Annotated in this window: 11 protein-coding genes; 9 read left to right on the top strand and 2 right to left on the bottom strand. The window is 66.5% G+C overall.

Annotated elements, in window-relative coordinates:
- The first annotated feature begins 49 nt into the window (after nucleotides 1-49).
- Entirely contained in the window at nucleotides 50-1,813 is a 1,764-nt protein-coding gene (locus OG326_RS31190; protein WP_327140725.1) for a hypothetical protein, read from the top strand.
- A gap of 169 nt (nucleotides 1,814-1,982) precedes the next feature.
- On the opposite strand, the gene OG326_RS31185 is transcribed toward OG326_RS31190, so the two are convergent.
- Entirely contained in the window at nucleotides 1,983-2,726 is a 744-nt protein-coding gene (locus tag OG326_RS31185) for a TetR/AcrR family transcriptional regulator (RefSeq protein WP_327140724.1), read from the bottom strand.
- Between the two features lie 106 nt (nucleotides 2,727-2,832).
- Here OG326_RS31185 and OG326_RS31180 point away from each other — a divergent pair, with 106 nt between their 5' ends.
- The 6 genes from OG326_RS31180 (at nucleotide 2,833) to OG326_RS31155 (ending at nucleotide 8,710) form a co-directional block, all read left to right on the top strand.
- Nucleotides 2,833-3,786, top strand: a complete 954-nt coding sequence (locus tag OG326_RS31180; RefSeq protein WP_327140723.1) for an ATP-binding cassette domain-containing protein — start codon at nucleotides 2,833-2,835, stop codon at nucleotides 3,784-3,786.
- Nucleotides 3,787-3,821: 35 nt separating this feature from the next.
- Nucleotides 3,822-4,550, top strand: coding sequence for an ABC transporter permease (locus tag OG326_RS31175; RefSeq protein ID WP_327146623.1), 729 nt, complete (start codon nucleotides 3,822-3,824; stop codon nucleotides 4,548-4,550).
- Nucleotides 4,551-5,054: 504 nt separating this feature from the next.
- Complete coding sequence (locus OG326_RS31170) at nucleotides 5,055-5,903, top strand: lysophospholipid acyltransferase family protein (RefSeq protein WP_327140722.1); 849 nt, start codon at nucleotides 5,055-5,057, stop codon at nucleotides 5,901-5,903.
- 212 nt (nucleotides 5,904-6,115) lie between these two features.
- Nucleotides 6,116-6,685 (top strand): hypothetical protein, encoded by a 570-nt coding sequence (locus OG326_RS31165; RefSeq protein ID WP_327140721.1) that lies wholly within the window; start codon nucleotides 6,116-6,118, stop codon nucleotides 6,683-6,685.
- Complete coding sequence (locus OG326_RS31160) at nucleotides 6,682-7,755, top strand: PrsW family intramembrane metalloprotease (RefSeq protein ID WP_327140720.1); 1,074 nt, start codon at nucleotides 6,682-6,684, stop codon at nucleotides 7,753-7,755. Before OG326_RS31165 ends, OG326_RS31160 begins: the two co-directional genes overlap by 4 nt.
- 88 nt (nucleotides 7,756-7,843) lie before the next feature.
- Complete coding sequence (locus OG326_RS31155) at nucleotides 7,844-8,710, top strand: hypothetical protein (protein ID WP_327140719.1); 867 nt, start codon at nucleotides 7,844-7,846, stop codon at nucleotides 8,708-8,710.
- A 6-nt stretch (nucleotides 8,711-8,716) separates the two neighbouring features.
- Here OG326_RS31155 and OG326_RS31150 read toward each other — a convergent pair whose 3' ends face one another.
- Nucleotides 8,717-9,379, bottom strand: coding sequence for a GAP family protein (locus OG326_RS31150; RefSeq protein ID WP_327140718.1), 663 nt, complete (start codon nucleotides 9,377-9,379; stop codon nucleotides 8,717-8,719).
- Nucleotides 9,380-9,655: 276 nt separating this feature from the next.
- On the opposite strand from OG326_RS31150, the gene OG326_RS31145 reads away from it, so the two are divergent.
- Complete coding sequence (locus OG326_RS31145; RefSeq protein ID WP_327140717.1) at nucleotides 9,656-12,178, top strand: LuxR C-terminal-related transcriptional regulator; 2,523 nt, start codon at nucleotides 9,656-9,658, stop codon at nucleotides 12,176-12,178.
- A gap of 131 nt (nucleotides 12,179-12,309) precedes the next feature.
- The gene (locus tag OG326_RS31140) at nucleotides 12,310-14,016 is read left to right on the top strand and encodes a SulP family inorganic anion transporter (protein ID WP_327140716.1); all 1,707 of its coding nucleotides are present in this window, start codon (nucleotides 12,310-12,312) and stop codon (nucleotides 14,014-14,016) included.
- Nucleotides 14,017-14,222 lie beyond the last annotated feature (206 nt).

Genomic DNA, 14,222 nt, shown 5'->3' with positions numbered 1-14,222 from the left:
TCGGTATCGTGGTCGGCGTGACCAAGAGAATCGAGTCCACCCTCCTCCGTTGAGTGCCCCGTACGAGCGCAGCGCGCTCGAGCACCCGGATTCCCTGTTCGACCACATTGCCCGGCTGCACCGGCTGCATCCCGACGGACCGCTGCCCGATGGTGGTGATCCCCTCCCGGATACGGCTGTTGCGCAGCGTAGGTCGTGCGAAACCACCACATCCGAAGAGCGCAGCGCAACCCTTGTCGCTGCGTGGGAGTCATATATCGCCGACCCTGAGGCCCGGCCGGAGCCTATTCGCGATGTGTTCACCCGCCCGGAAATGTCGATATTCGACGGTGAGTATGCCAAGGAGGACATTCCGCTACCCGGGCCTGATCCGGAACGGCTCCGACAGCTCGGAATCTGGCTGGTGCGCAATAGCAGTGACCGCAGGCCTGTTCTGGCCGGCCTGTCGCTACTCTCGGCGACCGGAACGTCGGAAGATATTCCATTGCTGCGCACAATCGCACTGGCTTCATGCTTCGTCCGCGGTGCTGTTGCGGCACTGGGCGCTATCGCCGGTACCGCACCGGATCTTGTCTGGCTGGCTCAGCACACGAAATCGACTGAGCGCCAATGTGTTCTCCAAGGCCTGGTGGACGCCTCGGATCCGGTTGCGCGCCACTGGCTCCTGCGGAATGCGCTGATCTTCTCCAGCCCCGCGCGCAACGCCTACGCCCTCCATATCGCGGAAGTCACCGGGCTGGCGGCCGCGCTGACCGAGGCCGATCGAGACGATCGGGTACGCGATCAGGCAATCGGCCTGCTGCTGCAGATGACCAGCCACGACGATTACGCCACCGTCATCGACCGGTACCCGGATGCGAAGCGTGCACTCGCACTCGTCGCCGCCGAAACCACCTGGATGACACCGACATCGGACCGCTACGCGGACCTGACCGCTCTCGTCGAAGACCTCCGCACCGGCGCGTCGGCCTGTCTCGACTGGGCGGACGATGAGCGCGAAGCCGTACTGGATCGCCTGTTGAGAGTCCTACGCTCCCCGGCATGGACTCGAACCCTGAACGTCTCGGCGGATTCTGACCCGTACTGTTCATGGCGGGCGCGCTGGGCGCGCAATATCGTTGACGCTCCATACGACGCGGAAGGCCCCCGCCGCTTCGAGATTCGCATAAGCATGCCTATACCTCCGCGGCCGGGAGTTCTGGGCGGTGTCGAAACCCGCATTCTGGTCGACGGTCGCCCGATCATCGCCGAGCAATTCCGCCAGGGCGCGGCCCGATCGCCCGAGTGGTTGTTGCTCCGCCACGAATTGCGCGCTACCGAAACGCCTCGCGTGGTGAAACTCGCCAGCGCCTGGTGCGCCGAAGGCTGCTGCGGCGCATTGCATGTCGAGATCGTTCAGGAGGGCGATGAGGTCCTCTGGCGTGGAACGGACCAGGGTATCGGCCCTCTGATACCTGAATTCCGTTTCCCCGCAGCCGAATACGACCGCGAGGTAGCCCGAGCAGAAGCCGACCACGCCTGGGAATGGCCGGCCCGAACCCTGGTCCGCCTGCTCACCACAGCCCTGCGGGAAGACCCCTCCATCCTCGCCCGCTGGAACTGCTCCATCGACTGGATTGGCGCCCACCTGGGCGAATACGACCGCACCACCCTCTGTTTCATCGACGAATCCACCGACCCACGTGAACAATTCAGCTTCGGCTTGCAACTCGGCCCCATCGCCCCCGCCGACCAGGCCCGATCGATCATCGAAGCGTTCAAGACCGCCCACCCCCGAAACCTGTTCGGATACCTCGACGACCGACGCGGGTAGGCCGAAGGCGAACCCCGCAGCCGCCTCTCGACGGCGGCACCGAACGACACAGCCCGTCTCTGTGCCGAGCAACCCTTGCGGAGGGTGTCCCGTCTGGAGACGCGCTGTGTGGTGCGAATGCTGTTGTGGCAGATGCGGGTTGAGTGGTGGGGGATCTCGTGCGGGGGTATCAGTCGGGGGGTGTGGACGTGAATGTGGTGATGAAGTGTTCGTAGCCGTCCAGGAGGCGGTCCAGGGAGAAGCGGAAATCGGCTTCCTCCCAGTGCATGTCGTCATCGTCGAAGGCGCGGTGGGTGAGGGCGCTGGTGATGGCGGGGTAGCGGGTGGGGTCGAGGACCTGGGCGAGGATGGCGGCGTAGTCGGTGTCGTCTTCGGATCGTTCGACGGTGTCCTTGAGGAAGCGGGCGCGGCCGATGACGTACAGCGAAAGGTTTGTCACCATTTGCAATTTGACGGGCTCGGGGATGGGGGCGCCGGCCATTGCGGTGAGTCCGGCTTCGAGCCAGTCCATATTCTTCGGGCCCAGCGGGGGAGTGCTGAGGGGGATGTCCAGCCACCAGGGGTGGACGCGGATGGCACGGAACTCGCCCCAGGCCCAGGCTTCGAGTCCGGCGCGCCAGCCGATATCGGCCGGTATCGCGGGGGGCGCGCCGACTAGGCGATCGAGCAGGAGCTCGACGAGTGTCTCTTTGCTGTCCACATAGCGGTAGAGGGACATCGTGGTGAAGCCGAGCTGTTTGGCGACGCGGCTCATCGAGAGTGCGGCATAGCCCTCGGCGTCGGCAACGGCGATCGCGGCCTCGAGGATCTCGTCCAGGCTCATACCGCGTTTCGGGCCGCGGCTGCCGGGGTCGTCGAGGTCCCACAGCAGCCTGACCAGCTTGGGCAGCGCCTGCTCCTCGGGCGTCTCCATGCGACCTCCTGTCGTTGTTGTCCCCGCACACATCTTGCGCCATCCAGGAAACTGTGTAGCCTATAAACAGAGTGTATCCCATAAACAGTTTCCGATCGGGGACCCCATGACATCCACCAGCCTCCGGCCCGCCATCGAAGTGTCCGGGCTGACAAAATCGTTCGGACAGCACCCGGTGCTCCGCGGCATCGACTTGAATGTCCCTGCCGGAACAGTCTTTTCGCTGCTCGGCCCGAACGGCGCGGGGAAGACCACCATGGTCCGGATCCTCGCCACCCTGGGCAGGCCCGATGCCGGGCAGATCTGGGTCGGCGGCCACGATCCGGTGCGTGAGCCCGATGCGGTGCGCTCGATCATCGGGGTGACGGGACAGTCCTCCGCGGTCGATCCGATCCTGACGGGGGAGGAGAACCTGCGACTCGTGGGACGGCTGCTGCACCTCGGCGCCGCCGAAACCGCAAAGCGCACAACACGATTGCTCAAGCAGTTCGACCTGGTCGAGGCCGCGCGTAAGCGCACCGGCTCCTACTCCGGCGGTATGGTGCGCCGGCTCGATCTGGCCATGAGCCTCATGGGCGAGCCGACCATCGTCTTCCTCGACGAGCCCACCACCGGACTCGACCCGCGCAGCCGCCGTGAGCTGTGGTCGGTCATCCGCGGTCTGGTCAGCGACGGCGTGACCATTCTGCTCACCACCCAGTATCTGGAGGAGGCGGATCAGCTCGCGGACCGCATCGCGGTGCTCGATGACGGCCGCATCGTGGCGGAGGGCACCGCCGAGGAACTGAAGCGGCTCGCCCCCGGCGGCCACCTTCGCTTGAGCTTCGCCGATGAGCAGGGTCTGGCGGCCGCCGCGCGGGCGGTTCCCACCGCGGAGATCGATGCCGAACAGCTGGTGCTGGCGGTGCCCTCGGACGGCAGTGTCGGCGATATTCGCAGACTGCTCGATCGTTTCGACGATCACGATCTCACCATCGGCCAATTGGCCATTCACACACCGGATCTCGACGATGTCTTCTTCGCGCTGACCGGCAATTCCTCGAAAGGTGCACAGCTGTGACCACTTTGGTTCGCGCGGCCCAGGATTCGACCACCATGATCGGCCGCAATCTCCGGCATACGCTCCGCAGTCCGGACACCATGATCATGACCTTCGCGGTCCCGCTCATGATTCTGCTGATGTTCGTCTACGTCTTCGGCGGCGCGATCAATGTCAGCGGCGCCTATATCGACTATGTGGTGCCGGGAATCATCCTGCTGTGCGCGGGTTTCGGCTCCGCGTCCACCGCGGTCGGCGTCTCCACCGATATGCACAATGGCATTGTCGATCGGTTCCGCACCATGGCGGTCTCACGCTCTTCGGTGCTGACCGGCCACGTGGTCGAGAGCGTGCTGCGCAATCTCATCACCACCGGTCTGGTGATCCTGGTCGCGGTGGCCCTGGGCTTCCGGCCCACCGGCGATCCGATCCGCTGGCTCGCCGTTCTCGGACTGCTCGCGTTGTACATTCTTGCGCTGTCCTGGCTGGCCGCCGCACTGGGACTGCTCGCGCCGAATCCGGAGGCCGCCAATGGATTCACCTTCAGCTTCATGTTCCTGCCTTACGTCAGTAGCGCTTTCGTGCCGGTGCACACCCTGCCGACCTGGCTGCGCGGTTTCGCCGAACATCAGCCCGTCACCTCCGTCACCGAGACCGTGCGCGGCCTGCTCATGGGCACACCGATCGGTGACAATGCCCTGACCGCCGTAATCTGGTGTGCCGGAATCGGTCTCGTGGGTTACCTGGCAGCCGGGACGCTCTATCGCCGCCGCGGCATGAACTGAATCGAGGACGACGACCGCACCTGTCGGAGGGGCCCGGGACATCCGGACCCCTCCGATATTCGTCTACACGGATATGCGCATCTAACTATGTGTTGCGGGCATGTCAACCCGGGGGACCCCTCGGGTCAGGTGCATATGCGTCCAGTTGCATTGCGCCGCAAGATCATAGCCACGACGCAAAGAGTCAGAGCAAATATGCATCCTAGGGTTGAGGTACCCACCTTCGCTGAATTCACGCCGGGGATGTTGGGTTTCGCACACTTCCTAACAAGCAATTGCTTGGGTTGATAACCTCGAAAGGGCAGGAGGACGGTGACGGGCACAGGTCGCAACGTTGCGACGCACACGCACTGCCACACTGGATCGCTCCACGCGACCGTCGGGACAATCAATGGGGATGTGGCCGGGGGCAATGAAATTCGGCTCGACGTCGCTCGATCAGCGTCAGTGTGTGTAGTCGCGTGCCGCTCGTCTCCGGCAAGGCAATACGACAGGAACACACCCATGAGTAATACGACGGTACTTCCCGACCCGAACCACCCGCTGCTTCCGGTGGCCCGGGCCTACACCAGCTACTTCACGCCGAAGGTGACCGGCATCGAGAATCTGCCGGCATCCGGCCCGGTGCTCGTGATCGGCAATCACTCGTCGATCTACTGGGCGCCCGAGGTGTGGATCACCTTCATGGCGGCCCTGGACCGCCGCCCGAACGAGCCCACCTACGGTGTGGCACATGAAATCCTTTTGCGCGCACCGGGTCTCGGTGACACGCTACGTACGTTCGGTGTGATTCCGGCCTCGCAGGAGGCGGCCACGAACGGGCTCAAGGACGGCGGCGCGGTCATGGTCTACCCGGGCGGGGACTGGGAGGCGTGCCGCCCCTGGACCGATCGCGGCAAGGTGGATTTCGCCGGCCGCAAGGGTTTCATCCGGCTGGCGCTCAAAATGGGCGTGCCGGTGATCCCGGCGGTCGCCAACGGCGGCCACGATTCGATCTTCGTACTGAGCCGCGGTGAGCGCACCGCCAAACTGCTCGGCCTCGACAAGCTGGTGCGCGCCAAGGTGTTTCCGTACACCGTCGGCCTGCCCTTCGGGGTGGCGCCGATTCTGCCGCAGATCCCGCTGCCCTCGCATGTGGATGTGAGCTTCCTGCCCGCGCTGGATTGGTCGACGCAGCCGGGTGATCCGGAGGATGCGGATCTGGTCGAGGGCTACTACGAGGAGACGGTCGCGACCATGCAGACCGAACTCGATCGGCTCCGGGCCGCGACCCCCAATCCGGTGCTGACCGGTGTGAAGAACCACGTGGCCGGACTGCCCGGCCCGCTGTCGGGGCTGGCGAATCTGTTCTAGCGGCAGCACCGCACGCGGTGCGAATTCGGCTCTCGGAGAACTGCTCCGGGAGCCGAATCCCTCGGGTGGGCACCGGCGTGCATTCCCGGTCGTTGCGCTGGAATGTGGTTAACTCGCGACAATCGTCAGGCGGAGGCTTGCCCGGCCACCGATCCCATTCGGGCGCGTGCCGCTGTGGCCGGCGTACCGCACGGACCGGGAGGCTGGAACTGATGGTGCGTCTTGTTCATTCGGTGGTGCCCGCGCTGGCGACCGTCGGCGCGCTGGCCGCGATCGCGGTGGTGCCCGCGGTGCTGAACGCCGTGGTGCCGACCCGGGAAACCGCCGTTGCCGCCGGCGCCCACATCACGCTGACCGCCACCGGATTCGGCTCGCTGGATTCGAACGCGGATCCGAACAATGCCGTCACCTTCGCGGTCCCGGAGGCGATGCGCCGCGTCGCCACCGGCGACGAGTCCCGGGCGCTGTTCCGCTCCGAGGACGGTGACACGCGGCTCGGCATCTCCGCGGTCTACGGCATCACCGACTTCGATGTCGCGGGCCCGCGAATGCTGCTGCCGATCCGCGCGAGTGATCCGAAGGCGCATTTCGACGGCGGCACCGTCGATGCGGGTTCCTTCCACGGACTGCTGTGTGTGCTGCCCAAGGTGACGGGCGGGGTGTGCGCGGTGGCCAACAGCGGTGATGTCGGGGTGACGATCACCGTCAGCGGTTCGACCCCCGAGGCGGGTCGCGCGCTCATCCAGACCGTGCTCGAATCGAGCCGGGCGGTGCAGGCATGAGGTGGTTCCAGCCGCGGTCGGCTCTGTTCTGGGTGTACTGCTGTGCGGTGGTTCTCGGGCCGCTGTGGTTCGTGCTCCAGGCGGCGGGCCTGATCTGGTTCGGCGGCACGCCGGCGCTGGCGGCACTGCCGATCACCGCCCTGACGCTGTTCGTTTTCGGGGCGATCCTGTTCGCGCTGGACCCGTTTCGGGCCCGCCGCAGGCTGATCGCGCCGATTGTCATGGGATTCCTCTGGGGTTTCACCGTGTGGCCGGGCATGGCGCTGTGGGCCAATGACAATGTGACCGCGGTGATCACGAATCTGGCGGGGGACCGGTTCGCGATCAGCTGGCAGTCCGCCATCGCCGCGCCCATCGACGAGGAGTTCATCAAGGTCATCGGCATCGCGGTGGTCGCGGTGCTGTTCCGTCCGCTGCTGAGCCGTCCCGTGCACGGTCTGCTGATTGGCGGCTTCGTGGGTCTGGGCGCGCAGATCGCCGAGGACGTGCTCTACAGCGCGCAGACCGCGCTGGCCGCGCCGCAGGAACCGGTGGCCGATGTGCTCATCGTGGCGGTGCTGCGCCTGATCACCGCCCTCACTTCGCACTGGGCGATGTCGGCGCTCGCCGGTGTCGGCGTGGTGCTGCTGCTCATCCGTACCGATCGTTCCTGGGCCTGGCGGGTGGGTGTGTTCGCCCTCTTCTACGGCCTGGCCGTCGCCATGCACGCCATTTTCGACGCGCCGCGATCGCACGGTCCCGCGGTGCTGGTGCTGTTCCTGCCGGTCGTGGTCGATCTGATCATCTTCGGCCTGGCCTACCGCTGGGTGCTGGGCACCGAACGGAAATGGTTGCGCGCCACCATCTCTCAGCCGATCGCCCGCACCCTGGGTGCGGAACCCCAGCTGGCGCAGCTGCTTACCCGCCGCAGTCGGCGCAGAGCCCGTGCCGGTCTTCGGTATTCGATGCGGATGAGTCGCCCGCAGGCGCGACGTTTCGAGCGTGATCTGATCGATCGGGTCACGGCGCTGGCGGATTATCGGCCGCCCCCGAACCCCGTCTGGAACTATCAGCAAACCATGCCGCGCTGACTTCGCGAGGGCTTCGACCACCCAGTGTGGAAAATCACGAGCGCGCCGGTTGCCTGCTAGCGGTGCACTGAACGCTAGCTTGGTTGCTATGAGTGACGGCAATTCGCTACCCGATCGGCCAGGGTCCGATCATGCGCAGGAGCTACTGGACCGACGTCAGCAAGCCCTGTGCAACTACCTGGCGGCCAGTGGTGATGTCGCGGCCAGCCGCATTCGCGCCAACCTCGGCGGGTGGCGGCGCTGGTTGCACCGGCTGCCGGGCGCGCCGATCGCCAATGCGTCGGGTCGCCGCGATGTGCTGCTGCGGGAACTGGCACAGCACGGGGTGGGCGCGGACGATCGCCGCTGGGGCGCGCTGTCGGGCGGCTATCTGCGCAGCCGTGACGCCGTGGTCGGGCTGGAATCCACCCTTGCCGAGCTCACCGCCGAGTACGAGCCGACCGCACCGCACTGGGTCCGGCAGCTGCGGGTGATCACCGAGAACAGCGCGGATGCGCGTCCACTGGCCGCGCTGGGCGATCGCATCGCGGTCTCGGATCTGACCGAGCAACTGCTCGTCGTGACCCGCGCCGCCCCCGACGACGGCGCGAGAACACGACTGGCCGATCATCTGCCCGGCGTACTGCGCCCACTGCCGTCGGATATCGAAACCCTGCGCCGCAGTGACCATCTCGTCGACGTGGTGTTCGACGTGTACGCCGACACCATCAAACTCGACAACATCACCGTCAATCCCGAACTGCGCGGCACCGGCCTGGGCACCGCGACGCTACAGCACCTCTGCCGCGCCGCCGACGCCCATCACCTCTACATCGTCGGTCAGCTGGTCCCCACCTACCGCGATGACGATTCGGCGGTTCCCCGGTTGGCGGCCTGGTGCAGGCAGCACGGTTTTGTCGTCAACGAGCGCCTGGGCGGCCGCATTTCGCGCACGCCCGCCAGTGTGTCGTCGTAAACCGGCTCAGAGCGCCTCGATGCCCTTGCCGAGCACGACGCTCCCCATGACCAGCAGCAGAATGGCCATCACCATGTGATTGTTCGCCTGCAGCCAGTTCTTCAGCGAGTCCAGCGTGGGCCGGATGCGCTCGGCGGCGACCTGATACCCGAGCACCGGAACGAGCACGGTGGCGGCCGCCAGCACCGTGAAGATGATCAGGGCGATGAATTCGCCACCGCCGGAAAGGGTTCCGGTACCGATGGCCACGCCGGCCGAGACGCACAGCAGCAGGTTCTTCGGATTGACCGCGGACAGCAGTGCGCCGAGCCCGAGGGCTTTCGGGAAGGTGACCTCGTCGATGGCCCGCATCCACTGCGGTGTCGAGGTATCGGCGCGGGCGCTCCACTGCTTGCCCGCGAGAGCGATGAGCAGCAGGCCGAGCCCGATGCGAATCCAGCCGAAGAGCGTCGCGTGCGCGCCCGTGTGGCCGCCGGTATCGATCGATCCGGCCAGCAGCACGAAGATTCCGGTGGCGATCACGATGCCGCCGACCCAGCCGACCGCGAATCCGAGACTGGCGCCGCCCGCATTACGCGCGAGCAACATCAGAATGACGGCGACGATCGGGATCGGTGAGATGGCCACACCGACGGCGAGCGGTAGCAGATTCCCGATTACTGAGCCCATGCCGGAAACATAGCCCCGGCGTGTGTAAGCGGCATCACCCATTTCGGATGACCCGGGCGTGCAGTATTTGATAGACATGGACACACCAAGATCAAACGGGTTCACACTCACAGCACTCCCATCCGGTAAATTCGCCCACGCAGCAGCGTTGGCGAAGTATCGGCACTCGGTGCAGGAGGCACGGTGACAATTCCGTTGGTTCGGCCCTCTGGCGTTCCGATTCCAGCTTTTCCAACGATTTCCCGGCCGGGTCTGGAGAAACGTCTCGATAGTGCTGTGGATACGGCTAATACGAGTGTGCTGCTGATTTGCGCGCCCGCCGGTAGCGGCAAGTCCGTCCTGCTGGCGGACTGGCTGGAGCACCGCGACGGCGGCCCGTATCTGCGCACCGGCGTCGCCTGGTGCACGGTCACCGACGAGATGAACGAGGGCACGGTTTTCTGGGCCGCACTGCGCCACGCGCTGGGCGTCACCGTCACCGACGCGCCCCGCCGCATGATGCCCGCCACGCAGATCTCCGATGCCGTCGCGCTGGGCGCGGCGCTGGCCAGTCATGCCACCCCGACCGTGCTGGTGATCGACGACGCGCATCTGCTCACCGACGCACACGTGCTCGCGGGACTCGAACACTTCCTGCAGAATTCGCCGCTGACCGTCACCACGATCATCTCCGGCCGCGTCGCGCCGCCGCTGCGCTGGCATTCGCTGGACCTGCGCGGCGGCCTGACCCGGCTCGGTTTCGGCGATCTCACCCTGACCGCCGGACAGGTCGCCGAGCTGTGCGGGCAGCACGGGTGCCGGCTCAGCGAGGCCGAGGTCGCGACCGTGCTGGAGCTGACCGAGGGCTGGCCCGCGCTGGTCCGGATCGTCGCCAGCCAGCTCGCCGATCATCCGGCCGAGCATGCCGCGGCGCTGACCGCGCTGGCCCGCGCACCGCATGCCGTATCCGATTATCTGGCCGACGAATTCATCACCGACCTGCCGGTGCATCTGCGAATGTTCCTGACCTACACCAGCATTCTCGACACCTTCACCGAATCGCTGGCCGACGCACTGGTCGGCGACGGCGCCGAGCATGCGATGCACGAGCTCGGGCGGCTCGAATTCCCGCTCACCAGCACGCTGAGCGACGGTGAGCAGTGGTTCGAATATCACCCGATCCTGCGCTCGCACTTTCGTGCCGAGGCCAATCGCCTGGGCCGGGAGAACCGCTCGGAGCTGCATATTCGCGCTGCCGACTGGTTCCGGGACCTGGGTCTGCGGTCGCAGGCGCTGCGTCAGCTACTCGAGGTGCCCGACCGCGGCGCGCTGACGGAGTTCCTGTCGGACGCCGGCATGGCCATGGTGCTCGATGGTGACGGCGCCGACCTCTTCGAACAGCTGCAGCGGTCCCAGCCCGCGCTCGCGGATGATCCGTTCGTCTGGCTGCTGCGGGTGGTGGCCGCGCTGATCGGCGGCGACACCGCTGATGCGGCGGCCTATCTCGCGGTCGCCCGGGCCCGCGGTGAGCAGTGCGAATCTTTCGTGCCCGCCTGCTGGCTCGCCTCGCTCACCCTGGCCATCACCGCCGATCTCGCGGTCTCGGGCGGTATCGCCCTGGGCGAGTTCGAGATTCCCGAGTCGATTCCCTCCACAGGCCAGGCGGACATCGACTGCTATGCGGCCATCCAGACCGCGACCGCCCTGGTCGCGCGCGGTGAGGTGGAGCGCGGCGAGCAGTTGCTGAAATCCGGTCTGGCCCTGGCCGAGCACGCGGGGCGACCGCGCCTGGCCATTCACGCGGTGACCCGGCTGGCCCTGGCGGCCGGTGTTGTCGGTGCGGTCACCACCATGCGGGAGCGGGCCGAACGCAGTCTCGCCATCGCCACCGCGGATGACGTGCCGCTGAGCGCCGACACCACACAGGCGATGACGCTCGCGGCGCTGGGCGCGTATCTGCATGGTGAGGAACCGAATCCGGACTACATCGCCGCCGCGCTGGCCGGCCACGCCCGCCGGGACGGTTCGATCGGCCCCGTCGGCGGTTGCCATGCGCAGGTGGTCGGGCTGCTGCTGCAGTTCGAGCGCGCCGCCGACAAGGGCGCCGCGGCCGAGGCCGTGCGGCACTGTCTGCTCGAACTGCTGGCCAAGCATCCGGCCCCGGTGACCAGCAGCGGGCTGATTCCGCACGCGGTCTGGGTGATGCTGCGGGTGCACGAGCCGCACAGCGCGCTGCTGCTGGTCGAGCGGGCGCGCATCGCCATCGGCGATACGCCCGAGATCACGGTGGCCCGCGCCGCTCTGGCGCAGGCCGCCAATCGGCCGAACACCACCCGCACACTGCTGGATCCGCTGCTCGCGATCGCGGACACCCTGCACCCGGTCACCGCGATTACCGGATGGTTGCTGCACGCCCTGTCGCAGCAAGATTCGAGTAGTTCGGCAAAGGTGCACAGCGGTATCGAGAAAGCGCTGCGCACTGCCGCGCCGGAGCGAATTCTGCGTCCCTTCTTCGATATTCCGCATGCCGTCGATCTGCTCGATACCTATGCGGGCCGATTCGGCAACTACGATGCCTTCGCCGAGCTGATTCGACGTCACCCCAATTCCCGGCAGCGGGCTTCGAATCCGCCGCTCACCGATACCGAGATGGTCGTGTTGAAGCAGCTGCCGTCCGGTCGCACCGCACAGCAGATCGCCACCGATCTGGGGGTGTCCATCAATACCGTGAAAACTCATCTGCGCGGCATCTATTCGAAGCTGGATGCCAATTCGCGACTGGGCGCGATGGATCGCGCCCGGCACTCGGGCTGGCTCTGATCGACTTCACCCGTGGCGTGTGAAGACAGACCGCCCCCGGTCGACGAGGGTCGAGCAGTGATCGACATCGCCACGCCGACAGGAGGCATCATGGTTGCGCAGCTATTCGGCGGGCTGGGGAACAGATCGTGGTGAGCGCGGTGCTCGCGCGCGCACGCGCCAAGATCGGCAAGCCCACCGCCGCCGATGTGACCGCCGGTATGGCGACCGGGCTGTTCAGCATTCCCGAGGGCATGGCGTACGCCTCCATTGCCGGATTCAGTCCGGTGGCAGGCCTCTACGCCGGTGTGATGCCACCCATTCTGGGTTCGCTCACCGCGTCCACGGTGCTCATGGTCACCACCCTCACCAGTGCCATCGCCCTGACCGGGCAGTCGGTGCTCTCGGATGCGGGCCTGGATGCGCACAGCACCGGAAACGTTGCGGCGCTGGCCATTATGGTCGGCCTGATCATGTTGCTCATGGGGCTGCTGCGACTGGGCGTGGTGCTCAGCTTCGTCTCCAATGCGGTCATGATCGGCTTCTCCACCGGTATCGCGCTGCAGATCATCACCGGGGTGTTCAAGGACGCCACCGATTACAAGCCGGGCGGGCACAACAAGCTGGTGCAGGTGTGGAACTGGCTGGCCGGCATATCGCACTGGCAGTCGACGACCACCTGGGTGGCGATCGCCACCGTCGCGGTGTGGGCGATCGCGCGGGCCATACCGAAACTCGAATCCCTGGCTCTGCTCGTGGCCATGGTGGTGGTCAGTGTCGCGGTCGCCGCGCTGAGCCTGGATGTCGAACTGGTGCGGGGGATTGCGGAGATCCCCGCCGCGCTACCCGGTCTGTCGCTGCCGAACTGGGATGCGATGCCGCATCTGCTGCCCGGCGCGCTGTCGGTGGCCATGGTGGCGCTGGCGCAGGCCGCCGGTGTGGCGCCGTCCATGCCCAATCCCGACGGTTCGCGCTCGAATATGAACGGCGACTTCATCTCCCAGGGTGTCGCCAATATCGGTGGCGGCCTGTTCCAGGCGCTGCCGTCCGGTGGTTCGCTCTCGCGCACCGGTGTCGCCGCCAGTGTCGGCGCGCGCACCCGATGGGCCGGCGTCATCTCCGGCATCTTCCTGGCCGTGGTGGTGCTGACCTGCGCCAAGCTGGCCGAACGCATTCCGGTGCCGGTGATCGGCGGACTCATTCTGGTGGTCGGCGGTGAGCTCATCTGGGGTAAGCGCGCCGATATCGTCATGGTCTGGCGCACCTCGAAACTCTCCACCGCCGCCATGCTCGCCACCTTCGCCGCGACCACCCAGCTGCCGCTGCAGCAGGCGATCGTCATCGGCGCCATCCTGTCGCTGCTGCTCTACTGCGTACAGGCCACGCGCGGAACCGAACTCACCGCACTGCAGCGCGGTGCGGACGGTGTGTGGTCGACCGCCCCGGTGCCCGCCACCCTCACCTCCGGTGAGGTGACCGTCCTCAACTACGACGGCTCCAGCTTCTTCGCCGAACTGCCGCGCCTGGAAGCGGGCCTGCCCGATTTCACCGGCGCGCGCAATGCGGTCCTGGTCCTGGTCCTGCGTGCCGCCCCCGACATCCCGTCCTCCGCCATGCTGAAACTCTTCCGCCGCTACGCCAACCAACTGCACGCCGAAGGCGGCCAACTGATCCTCACCGGCGTGCGCCCAGCCCTGGCCCAGGCCCTCCAACGCACCGGCATCACCGACCTCCTAGGCGCCGACGACATCATCCCCGCCACCACCGTCCTCCTCGGCCCCCTCGACCAGGCCGTCGCCCGCGGCCACGCCTGGATAGCCGCCCACGAAGGCGAAACCCCCACCCCTGACAAACCCTGACCCGCAATCCCAGCCTCCGCTCGAACTGCCGATTACCTACGGGCGCAACTCTTCTCGTAGTGCTGGATCTGCACCCGCCCCGACTTCCGCCTGAGGTGAGTCGGGGCGGGACCGGTCAGGAATCGAGAAGCGCTGGTGGGGGAGGGGTTATCGGCGTTGGTGGCATGACACAGAAGGCAGGCAGTCGCGGGGCGCGTAAGGGTTCG

Origin of the sequence: Nocardia sp. NBC_01327, assembly GCF_035958815.1 — a bacterium.
Lineage (GTDB): Bacteria > Actinomycetota > Actinomycetes > Mycobacteriales > Mycobacteriaceae > Nocardia.
Note: the sequence above shows the minus strand (reverse complement) of the source record. Positions and strands in the feature narration are given on the sequence as shown.

Bases quoted from the DNA above. Each gene is read 5' to 3' on its own strand.
- OG326_RS31185 (WP_327140724.1), bottom strand. From the start codon at position 2,726: ATGGAGACGCCCGAGGAGCAGGCGCTGCCCAAGCTGGTCAGGCTGCTG.
- OG326_RS31180 (WP_327140723.1), top strand. From the start codon at position 2,833: ATGACATCCACCAGCCTCCGGCCCGCCATCGAAGTGTCCGGGCTGACA.
- OG326_RS31175 (WP_327146623.1), top strand. From the start codon at position 3,822: ATGATCGGCCGCAATCTCCGGCATACGCTCCGCAGTCCGGACACCATG.
- OG326_RS31170 (WP_327140722.1), top strand. From the start codon at position 5,055: ATGAGTAATACGACGGTACTTCCCGACCCGAACCACCCGCTGCTTCCG.
- OG326_RS31165 (WP_327140721.1), top strand. From the start codon at position 6,116: ATGGTGCGTCTTGTTCATTCGGTGGTGCCCGCGCTGGCGACCGTCGGC.
- OG326_RS31160 (WP_327140720.1), top strand. From the start codon at position 6,682: ATGAGGTGGTTCCAGCCGCGGTCGGCTCTGTTCTGGGTGTACTGCTGT.
- OG326_RS31155 (WP_327140719.1), top strand. From the start codon at position 7,844: ATGAGTGACGGCAATTCGCTACCCGATCGGCCAGGGTCCGATCATGCG.
- OG326_RS31150 (WP_327140718.1), bottom strand. From the start codon at position 9,379: ATGGGCTCAGTAATCGGGAATCTGCTACCGCTCGCCGTCGGTGTGGCC.